We start from the raw sequence: 12,215 nt of genomic DNA on the forward strand, positions 1-12,215 counted from the left end.
CGGGCCGAGCGGACGGGGGGCGGACCGAGCGGTGATGTCCCACAACCGCACCGTCGCATCCTCGCCGGCGCTGGCCAGGATGCGACCGTCCCGAGAGAACGCCACCGCCCCCACCCGACCGGTGTGACCGGTCAACGGCGGGCCGAGTACGCGGGGGCTACGGGCGGCGTGGCCGATAAGCGGGGCGAGCAGGCGAGGACGAGGAGCGGTGATGTCCCACAGCCGTACCGTCCTGTCGACGCCCGAGGTGGCCACGGTGCGCCCGTCCGGGGAGAACTCCACCGACCACACGTCGCCGGTGTGACCAGTCAGCGGCGGGTCGAGCGGGCGGGCACGGCGTTCGCTCACGTCCCACAGGCGCACCGGGCCGGCACCGCTGACGTCAGCACCGGCACTGGCAAGGATGCGGTTGTCCGGCGAGAACATCACCGATCGCACCGGGCCGACGGAACCGGCCAGGGGCGGGCCGAACGGGCGGGGAGCGGACCGGTCGGCGACATCCCACAACCGCACCGTCCCGTCCCTGCCCGTGCTGGCCAGAATCCGACCGTCGGGCAGGAACACCACCGACCACACCCGGTCGGTGTGGCCGGTCAACGGCTCACCGAGCGGGCGGAGGCGGCGGGCGGTGACGTGCCACAGCCGCACCGTCCGATCGGCGCTCGCGCTGGCCAGAATCGTGCCGTCCGGGGAGAACACCACCGCCTCCACCCGGTCGGTGTGGCCGCTCAGGGGTGGGCCAAACGGGCGGGGAGCGGACCGGTCGGCGACATCCCACAACCGCACCGTCCGGTCCGCTCCGGCGCTGGCCAGGATGCGACCGTCCGGGGAGAACGCCACCGAGATCACCCAGCCCGTGTGGCCGGTCAGCCTCTGACCGAGGCTGCGGGGGTCGGGAACGGGCGCCGGTTTGCGGGCCGCCGGCTTCTTGACGGGCGGCTTCTGGGCGGGCGCAGACGCGGGCATCGTCACCGTCGGGACCGCGGCCGGCATCGTCACCGTCGGGGCAGGGGCCGGCTTCTTGGCGGGAGCCTGGACACCGGTCTTCACTGTCTTCGCCGCCGGGGCCACCGGGGCAGAAGCCGCGGCAGCCTTCTTAGCGGGGGCTGGCTTCGTGGCAGCGGCCGGTGCGGCCGGTGCGGCCAGTGCGGCCAGTGCGGACGACCCGCAGTCCCACAGCCGCACGGTCCTGTCGTCGCCGGCGCTGGCCAGCGTGCGGCCGTCCGGGGCGAACGCCACCGACCACACGGTGTCGGTATGGCCGGACAACGGCTCACCGAACGGACGGGGGGCGGCGGGGTCGGCCACATTCCACAACCGCACCGTCGTGTCGATGCTGCCGGTGGCCAGCGTGCGGCCGTCCGGGGCGAACGCCACCGACCGCACCTGGTTGGTGTGACCGGTCAGGGGCTCGCCGAGCGGACGGGCACCTGCCCGGCCGGCCAGCTTCCACAACCGCACCGTCTTGTCACTACCCGCACTGACCAGAATGCCGCCGTTCGGGGAGAACGCCACCGACAGCACCCGGTTGGTGTGACCGGTCAGAGGAGCGCTGAGCGGACCGGGGGCGGCGGGGTCGGCCACATCCCACAACCGCACGGTCTTGTCGTTGCCGGCGCTGGCCAGCGTCCGACCGTCCGGGGCGAACGCCACCGAGAACACCGAGTCGGTGTGACCGGTCAGCGGCCCACCCAGCGGGCGGGGGGCGGTCGGGTCGGCCACATCCCACAACCGCACGGTCTTGTCGTTGACGGCGCCGGCCGTGGCCAATATGCGGCCATCCGGGGAGAACGCCACCGCAAGGACCGGGTCGGTGTGACCGGTCAGGGGCTGGCCGAGTGCACGGGGGCTGGACGGGTCGGCCACATCCCACAACCGCACCCTGCGGTCGGCGCTGCCGCTGGCCAGGATCGTGCAGTCCGGGGCGAACACCACCGCCCTCACCTGATTGAGATAGCCGGTCAGGGGATCGCCTAACGGGCGGGGATCAGAGGGGTCGGCCACATCCCACAACCGCACCGTCTTGTCGCCGCCGGCGCTGGCCAGGATGCGGCCATCCGGGGAGAACGCCACCGAGAACACGGGGCCGGCGTGACCGGTCAGCGCAGGACCATGCGGACGGGGGCCGGGCGCCGGCGCGGCCACCTTCACAACCGCTGGAGCCGGTGGCACGGGGGCCTTGGCCGGTGGTGCAGGGGCCTTGGCCGGTGGTGCAGGGGCCTTGGCCGGTGGTGCAGGGGCCTTGGCCGGTGGTGCAGGGGCCACCGTCAGCGCAACCGCTGGGGCCGGTGGTGCGGGGGCCGCTGACGGCGCTGCCCTTGTGGGCAACTCGCAACGCCACAGCCGCACGGTGAAGTCCGCGCCGGCAGTGGCGAGGGTGCAGCCGTCCGGGGCGAACACGACCGCGTTCACGATGTTGGTGTGGCCGGTCAGCGGCTCGCCGAGCAGACGGGGGTCGCAGGGATCAACCACGTCCCACAGCCAAAGCGCCTTGTCGTCACCGACGCTGGCCAGGATGCGGCCGTCCGGGGAGAACATCACCGACCGCACCCTTCCAGCGTGACCGGTCAGTGGCTCACCGATCGGCCGTGGAGTAGACGGGTCGGCGATGTCCCACAACCGCACCATCCTGTCGCCGCCCGCGGTCGCAAGGATCCCGCTGCCCGCAGAGAAGGCCACCGACCACACCCGAGCGGTGTCACCGGCCAACGGCTCACCAAGGGGACGCGGGATGGACCGGTCACGCACATCCCACAACCGGACCACCACTGTGCCGTCTCCGGTGGAAGCCAACATGTGACCGTCCGCAGAGAACACCACTGCATCCACCCGGTCGGTGGGAACAGACAACGGTGCTCCGACCGGACCGGGAGCGGACGGATCGGCCACATCCCACAACTGCACGGTCTTGCCGTTGCCGGCGCTGGCCAGCGTGCGGCCGTCCGGGGAGAACGCCATCGCCCGCACCCGGCCGGCGGTAGTGATCAATGGTTCACCGAAAAGGCGGGGAGCGGATGGGTCGACCACGTCCCACAACCGCACCGTTTTGTCGTCACCGGCGCTGGCCAGGATGCGGCCGGCCGGGGCGAACGCCACCGCCCGCACCGGGCCGATATGGCCGGGCAGCGGCCCACCCAGCGGACGGGAGGTGGATGGGTCTGCGACATCCCACAACCGCACCGTCGTGTCATTGCCGGCGCTGGCGAGGATCTCCCCGTCCGGGGAGAACGCCACCGAGAACACCGAGCTGATGTGACCGGTCAGCGCAGGGCCGAGTGCGCGGAGACCGGGAACCTGCGCCCGCCGGACGAACTGCGGGGCACGATCGGCCGGCTGGGGCGGCTGCGGGCGGCGTTCGGCTGGTCGCAGGGCACCATCGGCTGGCTGCTGTTGTAACGGAATGGCAGCCGCTTGCGCTTGCGCTTGCCGAACGTAGGCAATAGGAGATGGTGGGTAATCGGCGGCCTCGCGGATGTCGTCGTCGAGGCGCAGGCCGATGCCGGAGCGGGCGGTCCACCGCGGGCCGTGGACGAGGCAGGCGGCGCGGGCGAGATCGAGGGCGAAATCGCGGGCGGACGGCTGGCGTGCGGCCGGATCCTTGGCCAGCGCCCGCATGACCACCTCCGTGACCTGGGCGGGCACCCCGGCGGGCGGTTGGGGGATGGTGTCGAGGTGGTGCCGCAACTGCGCGAGCAGCGGGAGTGTGGGGTCGAACAGTGGCGCCCCGGCGAGCAGTTCGTACAGGAGCACACCGAGCGCGTACAGGTCGGTGGCCGGCCCCAACCGGCCTTCGAGGATCTGTTCAGGCGCCATGTACTGCGCCGTGCCGATGATCCGACTCGCGGTGGCCGCCGACCCGTCGAGGAGTTTCGCGATCCCGAAGTCGGTCACCTTCACCAGGCCGGTGGCGTCGAACAGAATGTTGTCCGGCTTGATGTCGCGGTGCAACACGCCCTGGGAATGTGCACAGGTCAGCGCCTGCGCGACGGCCAGGCCGACCGCGCAGGCGCCTTCGGCCGGTATGCCTGCCCGCCGGCTGGTCAGAGTCCCCCCTGCCAGCAGCTCCATCACGATGAGGCAGAGGCCGTCGTCCTCGACGTAGTCGTGGACCCGGACCACATGTGGATGATCAAAACTGGCGAGCAGGCGCGCCTCCGCGGCGAAGCCAGCGGGGGCGTCCTCCTTCGCCGAGGACAACACCTTGATCGCGACATCACGTTCCAGCTGGCGATGCCGGCCCGCCAGCACATGCGCGAACCCGCCGGAACCCAGCCCGGCGCCCAGCTCGTAATGGGGTAATGCGGCGGCTATCCGCTCCCGGTCAACGACAAACATGCGCAGGCGGCAGCCGGATACCGGCGATCCCGATCCCTACCAGCACAAACCTGCTCATCATCCTCCCTGCGCACTGCGGTGATTCTAACCATCACCAGCCGGAGTCAGGCTCACACCGACATGGTGGGTGCGGCAGCGCCCGGTGGAACGGGGGTCTGCGGGGCCGCGGCCCGCCAGTCCTCGGGAAGTTCGGCGGGAAAGATCCGGCCGCTGCGGGTGAGGATCACGCCGGGGGCGAGCTCGACCTCGTCGCCAGGGTGGAATCGGCGGTCGACCCGGGGCGGCAGCTGTTCCCAGGGCCCCAACCGCCCCCGCTTGTCGGCGGTACGCATCCGGGAGCCGTAGCTGCTGACGTCGCGGAGCAGGACCAGCCCCTTCTGGAGCGAGACGACCACGTGCTCGCGGCTGACCCTGGCCGCGGCCTCCGGGTCCAGCAGGCTGAACAGCGCGATTCCGGGGTCGGGGTAGCGTCCCACCGACGTCACGGAGTCCTCGTCCAGGGTGAAACGGGCTACGCAGGTGCCGTTGATGACGGCCTTGAGTTGGGCGGTAGCGGGCCGCGGGCCGTCGTCCGACAGGGCTACCCGGTGCTGCTGACAGGTGGGTACACCCCGGTGCATGCGGGGAAGGAGCACCCGGTCACCGCTGTGGATGTCATAGAGCGAACAACGCCGTTCCGGGCAGCGCCAGGCCCGGGTGAGCACCTTGATCAGAGGGGTCCGATCGGAGCCGAGCAGACCCTGCTTCTTGAGTGCGGCGAGCTCCTCACGGCGGGAGATCTGGGCCGGTGTACGGACGCCCATGTCCAGCGGGACGAGGGCGACTGTATCGGCGGAACCGGCGGGGCCGGCGGGGCCGGGTACGGGCTTGAGGAACTGCGAGCTGTTCCCCTGTATCCAGGTGTGCTCAGTGCGGTAGGCGTCGTAACGGTCACCGGTGATGACCGGAATGCGGGTCATTCCGGCGATCTCAAGAACCCGGTCGTCCGCGTCGGGAACCTCCTCGACCAGGCCGTCGGCAACCCAGCGGCGGAGCCGGCGGACATCCGCCTGATCGGTGAACTCCCTGCTGCCGCCCAGCAGGCTCGCATCGGCGATCAGGTAGACACCGACGTCCGGGTCCCCGGTGAGTGTCACCAGTGCCGCCACCACGAGGTCGAGCCGACGCAGGGACCGCAGGCCCGGCCCCCCGATCGACTGCTCGCGCACGATGTTGGAGAGATCGACCAGGTAGTCGGCGCGGTCCGCTGAGGTCGCCAGGTTGTGTTCCATCAAGCCCCCATCAAGCCCATCACGCTTCTGTCAGGCGAGCAGCAGACTATGAGTGCCCGTCAGGATGCCGATGCGGGGGGTGTTCGGTCAGCCGCCGCGACGACGGAGCGCGGACGCAGGGATGTGGCCAGGATCCCCAGATCGGCGGCGGAGGCACCGCCCTCGCCACCACCGTCGGAGACGATCAATACGACGTCGCCGACCTGGCGGGTGAACGCAAGGTGGCCGGCGTCGTCCCGCCTTTCCTGCCAGGGCTCCCCTGCCAACCGCGCGGTCCCCGTCACCGGCCGGTCGCCCAGGACCCGCTGTACCGCGTCGGTCGCATTGCCCTGGTTGAGCTGGGCATATGTGCGGTTACCCGGACGGTCGACCACGTAACCGATGCGCAGCTCGACCGCGTTCGCGCGGGACGCACCGGGTGGCGGCTGGGTCCGGATCGACGTGGCCTTCCAGTAGCCGGGCAGACCCGCCGGTTCGGCGACGTCAAACGGCGCCGAACGCGCGAACGCAGCCAACGGGGCGACCGTGTCCACCGCGGTCACCGGGTCCGAGCCGCCCCTTGGCATGAACAGCGTGAAGAGCGCCACCCCAAGCATCACAACACCAAGGGACAGCACCATGTCCCGGATCGTTTCCTGACCGCGTCGTCGTGCCACCCGTCCATCCTGACGTCCCGTCCCGAGCCCGACCCGACGGGGCGTCCGACCCGAGAGCCAGGAGCCAGCGGTCGAAGGTTGGGGGTTGGGGGTTGGGACGGGTGGAGTGGGCCAACTAACAGGAGGCCGTCCGGCCCAGCCAAACGCTGAAAGACCAACCGGCGATAAACAATGGATGAGCGTCCGGCGCGCCCCCTCCGCGGGCCGGACGCCCTCATCCTGCGTGGCACCTTCGTTCCCTGTGGCACCGTGGTTCTCTGTGTAGTTCGACGCAGAACCGACGGCTGGCGTTGCGTCGGAACCGGCAACCGTGGTGTCAGACACCCGACACCCGATGCGTCCACTACTGTCCAGGCGGCCTCGCAGCGGTACATCCCGGACTGGGGCCGGTTTGATGGATCTTCGATCGCGCGGAGCGATGCCCAGACCGGCCCTGGACGCGGCCGTCACACCATCGGTGGGCGGCCGGACGCATGTGCAATTACTCTCGGATGCGTGGCAGCAGACAGCAACCTTCCGGATCCTCTCGCCGTCCAGGGACAGGCGCCCGATCGCAACCTCGCTCTCGAACTTGTCCGGGTGACCGAGGCGGGTGCGCTCGCCGCCGCCCGATGGGTCGGGCGCGGCGACAAGAACGGCGCAGACCAGGCCGCCGTCGACGCGATGCGGCGGCTCGTCGGCACGGTGTCGATGCGCGGGGTCGTCGTCATCGGAGAGGGCGAGAAGGACGAAGCCCCGATGCTCTTCAACGGGGAGGAGGTCGGGTCGGGTGAGGGTCCCGAATGCGACGTCGCGGTCGACCCTGTGGACGGCACCACGCTCACAGCCAAGGGTATGAACAACGCGATCGCGGTGATGGCCGTATCCGAGCGCGGGTCCATGTACGACGCGAGTGCCTGCTTCTACATGGAGAAGCTGGTCACCGGCCCTGAAGCCGCCGACGTGGTGGACATCACAGCGCCCGTCGAGGACAACATCCGCGCCGTCGCCAAAGCCAAGGGTGTGCATCCGCGGGATGTGACCGTCGTCGTCCTGGAGCGTCCGCGCCACGTCAACCTGGTCGAACAGATCCGTGCGGCCGGTGCCCGGGTGAAGCTCATCTCCGACGGGGATGTGGCCGGCGCGGTCATGGCCGCGTCCGCCGACACCGGCGCCGACCTGCTGCTGGGCATCGGCGGCACCCCTGAAGGAATCATCGCCGCATGTGCGGTGGCCTGCATCGGCGGTGTCATCCAGGGACGGCTCTGGCCGCGGGATCCCGACGAGCAGAAAAGGGTCTTCGACGCCGGCCATGACCCCACGCGCGTTCTGACCACGCGCGAGCTCGTGAACAGCGACAATGTCTTCTTCGTCGCCACCGGCATCACCGACGGTGAGTTGCTGGCCGGGGTCCGCTACCGGCCCGGTGGGGCCAACACGTCATCCCTGGTCATGCGATCGCGCAGTGGGACGGTCCGCCGGGTGGACAGTCAGCACCAGTTGACCAAGCTTCAGGCCTACTCAACGGTGCCGTTCTGATCAGGGCAAGGACGCTGAGCAGGGCAACGGCTCCGGGCAAGCCGACAGCACCAAGCGTGCCGACGGCGACCGGGCCGACGGCAGTGGTGCCGTTCCGGGCGGCCGCCCGCGTCGTCGCCGCGACCGCCGCCCGCCTGGACAGGCCCGGTCCACACGGACGCGCCACCGAGGTCACCACGCTGCCCGACGCTGCCCGGTGTTTTCTACGTCATCCCCGGCCACCGGTGCTGCTGGGCACCGTCGGGAGCCTGGCGACCGTGCGGCTCGCCCGTGGACGCTTCGGGCGGGCCGATGTCCTGATCGCCGCGTCGATGGCGGCCACGCAGCCGTTCGTCGAATGGGCGGTCCACCGGGAGATCCTGCATGCCCAGCCGACCAACCCGATCAGCCGTGCCTTCCACCGGACCGCCGGCTGGGGGCACGAGCAGCACCACCGTGACCCGACGAGCCTGGACACGATGTTCGTCCGTCCGCAGGAGGTGCTTGGCAGCGGCACGATCGCCCTTGCCCTAGCCGTTTTCGGATCGCCTCGGACGGCGACCGCGGCGCTGTGCGCGGCTGTGGGCCTACTCGCCTACGACTGGACCCACTTCCTCATCCACAGCAGCTACCAGCCTCGGAGCAGAATGTACCGACGGCACTGGCGCAACCACCGTCTGCACCACTTCCGCAACGAGCACTACTGGCTCGGCGTCACGTCGAATATCGGCGACATCGTCCTGGGAACCAACCCACCACGTGACGCGGTCGTTATCTCACCGACTGCGATACGTGCACCTACCCGGTGAGTTGCCGCGGAGCCACCCATATCCGCACCTGGTCGACGTACATGGTGACTGTCGCGGGTGTCCGGCTGGTCCGGCACGGGATTGCGGAGGTACAGCCCTTGTCCAGCTGCAGGGCCAGATGCATCGCCGAGGTCGACGGGATCGGGTTGAACGCGCCCGCAGTGCTCGGCGCGCGCACGGTCCATTCCGGCACCCCGTTGAGATAGAACGTGATCGATCGGGGCAGCCACTCGACCGCGATGGTGTGCCACTGGGTGTAGTCGCCGAGCAGGTAGTGCCACTCCACGTGATTGTTCGATCCGTTATGGACGAAGCTCGATGCACCCTGGCGGTTTCCGTTGATCGCCTCTAGTAGGTCGATCTCGCCGTCGGCGGGCCAGTGGCCTGACGCCGGCCACAGCAGCACCACCCCTGAGTAGCCATCCCCGCGCTCAACCCGGACCCGGACCTCCCAGCGTCCATACCGCAGGTCGGTCTTGTTGGCGATCCCGCCGGACACATCCCGCCCGGCGGTGTCGAAGCCGCCGGTGAGGCGCAGCGTGCCACCCGCGACCGTGGCCCGGGCCGCCGACCGTGGGAAGGCGGCCGCGTTCGGGCTGTCATAGACCCACCAGTTTCGAGGGTCGACACCCTTGCCGTCGAACTGTTCGACGAACAGCGGGGCACCCCAGACGGCGGCCGCCAAGGCGGATCGCGGGTCGGTGGTGCGCGGGTCGGTGGTGCGCGCCGGCCCGCCGCCGAGGACGACGGGGGCCGTACACGCCGTGGCAGCGCCGAACGCCACGACAAAAGCCGCGATCAGCGGCCAGACAACGCGGGGCCTGGTGTGCATGTGACGACAACCCAACATCCGGGCGGGTCAGGCCCCCACTGACCCGCGCAACCGGCGTTCCTGTTGCCAGCGAACCTAGCACGGAACGTAATCATCGGAGCACAAAAAATCACGTTGCGTAACAACGCATGCCCGTCGACGGAGAGCGCCCACCATCAAATGATCATCGGCGCCCCGTGGCACCTGCGCCCCACCACGACGACCCACCAGAGAATCCGGGGTCCCCATATAGCGCCGAAGGCACCCGACCTACGGACGAACCCCCCTGAGAATGACCACCGGGTGTGGATTCGGGGCGTATCCACACCCGGTGGTCATCGAGAAAATAGTGGTCATCGAGGAAACAGTCGAGAAACCGACTCCCGCGCGCGGCCGCCAGCCCACCATGACCATATGCCGCGGGCCATTGTGCACGTCGACCTCATCAGCCGGTCTGTCGACTGGATGTATCTGGCTGCACATGGATGCACCAGACCGGTTCTTGTGAACGTTGCCGCGGTTTCCGGTCGTGTCTTTCTCCGCACTACCGACCGGGGCCGGTGGTACGGACGGGGGCGTCCCACCACTGACCTTTCAACGGCCTGTCCGGGTTCCGGGTGGGGCTGGTGGTCTCCCCTGGGCCGGGGCCGCTGGTCGAAGGGCCGCCGGTCGGGGACACGGACGCGATCGCCCTGCGCCCGGCAAGACCGAAGGCTCTGGCGAGGGGCGGACCCGCGGCAGCCGACACCATCACAGCCGACGTATTCAACGGGCCCGGGATGGTGACCGAACCACCGCCGGATACAGCTGAATCCTCATGCCCACATGCGCTGGTGGCCGAAACCACGGCCAGAGCCGCGGAGCACGCCAGCAAACAACGGAGAACGGAACGCATGACCGCCGCCATCTCACCTGTCCAGGCGGCCGACCCCAGTCGCTACCGCGCAGCTGTTCCCCGCGTTACCATTCCCCGCGTTACCATTCACCGCGTCGATGCCAACGATAGCACTAGGTGATGCCGAACCCGGGGAGATCTGTGCGACGCCGGGAACGACAACTGCCAGACAGTTGTTCCAGCGTCCACCCCACCCGAAAAGGCATGATCGCGCCGTTTTGACCAACCAGCCGAACAGTGCGAACGGATAAATAATTTGGCCGACATATGTCCGGTCGATGATTCATGAACGACACATCGGGTCACCAGCCCGGTCGACCTGAGCAATTGTGATCGATCTCATCATGATCAATACCACCTGCCCGCCGACGCATCCGTCAGTGGCCCGACCGGCGCGCCCGGCCCACTCCCGGCCCACTCCGTGCCCACGCGGCGGATGGTGGCTCCGATCTGTCCGACGGATCTTCGATCACGTGGCTCGGCCAGGCCCTAACCTCCAGGACGGAAGGTAGCTGTCGAACGGGTAACGACCGGTGGGAGCGGGAGCACATGAGCGAGCAGGACTACCGCATCGAGCACGACTCGATGGGCGAGGTGCGGGTGCCGGCCACAGCCATGTGGCGGGCACAGACGCAGCGTGCGGTGGAGAACTTCCCCGTATCGGGCCAGCGGATCTCCCGGGCCCACATCGCCGCGCTCGCCCAGATCAAGGCAGCCGCGGCGACCGCCAACGCCACGCTCGGCGTCCTGGACGCAGAGATCGCCGCCGCGATCTGCGCGGCCGCCGTAGAGGTCATCGACGGGCACTGCGACGAGCACTTCCCGATCGACGTATTCCAGACCGGCAGTGGGACGTCATCCAACATGAACACCAACGAGGTGCTGGCGACGCTCGCCACCGAGCGGCTCGGCCGGCCGGTGCACCCCAACGACCACGTCAACGCCTCGCAGTCGTCCAATGACGTGTTCCCCTCTTCTATCCATGTCGCCGCAACGCAGGCGATCGTCCACGACCTCATCCCCGCGCTCGGCCACCTGGCCACGTCATTGGAGCGCAAGAGCGTCGAGTTCGCCGAAGTCGTGAAGTCCGGGCGCACGCACCTGATGGACGCAACGCCGGTGACCCTCGGGCAGGAGTTCGGCGGGTACGCGGCTGCGGTCCGCTACGGCGTGGAGCGACTGCACGGCGCACTGCCGCGGATCGGTGAACTGCCGCTGGGTGGCACCGCCGTGGGCACTGGCATCAACACCCCGCCGGGCTTTGCCGCGACGGTCATCGAGCAGCTGGTCGCGTCCACCGGCCTGCCGCTGTCGGAGGCACGCAACCACTTCGAGGCCCAGGCGTCCCGGGATGCTCTGGTCGAGGCATCCGGTGTGCTGCGGGTGATCGCGCTGTCCCTCTACAAGATTGCCAACGACCTGCGGTGGGCGTCGTCGGGTCCGCGCGCGGGACTCGGGGAGATCCGCCTGCCCGACCTCCAGCCAGGCTCATCGATCATGCCCGGAAAGGTGAACCCGGTCATCCCCGAGGCAGTGTGCCAGGTTGTCGCGCAGGTCGTCGGTAACGACGCGGCCGTGGCGTTCGGTGGCTCCGCGGGCAACTTCGAGCTGAACGTGATGTTGCCTGTGATCGCACGGAACCTGCTTGAGTCAATCCATATCCTGTCCACCATCAGTCGGCTGTTCGCGGACCGCTGCGTGGACGGCATCGTGGCAGACGTCGAACGCTGCCGGCGGTTCGCGGAGTCCTCACCGTCCATTGTGACGCCGCTCAACCGCTATATCGGATACGAAGAGGCCGCCAAGGTCGCCAAACAGTCCCTGGCTGAGGAGAAGACGATCCGGGAGGTTGTCCTCGAACGCGGCTATGTGGCCGCCGGCACACTCACCGAGGAGCAGTTGGATGCCGCGCTGGATGTCCTGTCAATGACTCACCCGTAG

At 69.1% G+C, this 12,215-nt stretch carries 7 protein-coding genes; 3 read left to right on the plus strand and 4 right to left on the minus strand.

Annotated features, from left to right (window positions below; all coding sequences use genetic code 11):
- The 3 genes from U9978_RS04175 to U9978_RS04185 all read right to left on the minus strand — a co-directional run.
- Positions 1-4,335 (minus strand): protein kinase domain-containing protein (locus tag U9978_RS04175; protein ID WP_322759688.1); only part of this gene is annotated, 4,335 nt, incomplete at its 3' end.
- A gap of 110 nt (positions 4,336-4,445) precedes the next feature.
- Positions 4,446-5,606 carry a hypothetical protein gene (locus U9978_RS04180; RefSeq protein ID WP_322759689.1) on the minus strand — a complete coding sequence of 387 codons (1,161 nt, stop codon included), beginning with the start codon at positions 5,604-5,606 and terminating at the stop codon, positions 4,446-4,448.
- A 59-nt stretch (positions 5,607-5,665) separates the two neighbouring features.
- Positions 5,666-6,262, minus strand: a complete 597-nt coding sequence (locus U9978_RS04185; RefSeq protein WP_322759690.1) for a DUF4245 domain-containing protein — start codon at positions 6,260-6,262, stop codon at positions 5,666-5,668.
- A gap of 495 nt (positions 6,263-6,757) precedes the next feature.
- On the opposite strand from U9978_RS04185, the gene glpX reads away from it, so the two are divergent.
- On the plus strand, positions 6,758-7,780 hold the full coding sequence (gene glpX / locus U9978_RS04190) for a class II fructose-bisphosphatase (protein WP_322759691.1): 1,023 nt from the start codon (positions 6,758-6,760) through the stop codon (positions 7,778-7,780).
- 56 nt (positions 7,781-7,836) lie between these two features.
- On the plus strand, positions 7,837-8,568 hold the full coding sequence (locus U9978_RS04195) for a sterol desaturase family protein (protein WP_322759692.1): 732 nt from the start codon (positions 7,837-7,839) through the stop codon (positions 8,566-8,568).
- Here U9978_RS04195 and U9978_RS04200 read toward each other — a convergent pair.
- Positions 8,558-9,400 carry a glycoside hydrolase family 16 protein gene (locus U9978_RS04200; protein WP_322759693.1) on the minus strand — a complete coding sequence of 281 codons (843 nt, stop codon included), beginning with the start codon at positions 9,398-9,400 and terminating at the stop codon, positions 8,558-8,560. The genes U9978_RS04195 and U9978_RS04200 overlap by 11 nt on opposite strands.
- 1,423 nt (positions 9,401-10,823) lie before the next feature.
- Between U9978_RS04200 and U9978_RS04205 the strand changes: the two genes are divergently transcribed.
- A complete protein-coding gene (locus tag U9978_RS04205) occupies positions 10,824-12,215 on the plus strand; it encodes a class II fumarate hydratase (protein ID WP_322759694.1) in 1,392 nt (463 codons plus the stop codon).

Source organism: Protofrankia sp. Cr2 (assembly GCF_963555885.1).
Lineage (GTDB): Bacteria > Actinomycetota > Actinomycetes > Frankiales > Frankiaceae > Protofrankia.

Excerpts from the sequence above, each read along its gene's own strand:
- U9978_RS04180 (WP_322759689.1), bottom strand. The coding sequence starts at position 5,606 with ATGGAACACAACCTGGCGACCTCAGCGGACCGCGCCGACTACCTGGTC.
- U9978_RS04200 (WP_322759693.1), bottom strand. The coding sequence starts at position 9,400 with ATGCACACCAGGCCCCGCGTTGTCTGGCCGCTGATCGCGGCTTTTGTC.
- U9978_RS04205 (WP_322759694.1), top strand. The coding sequence starts at position 10,824 with ATGAGCGAGCAGGACTACCGCATCGAGCACGACTCGATGGGCGAGGTG.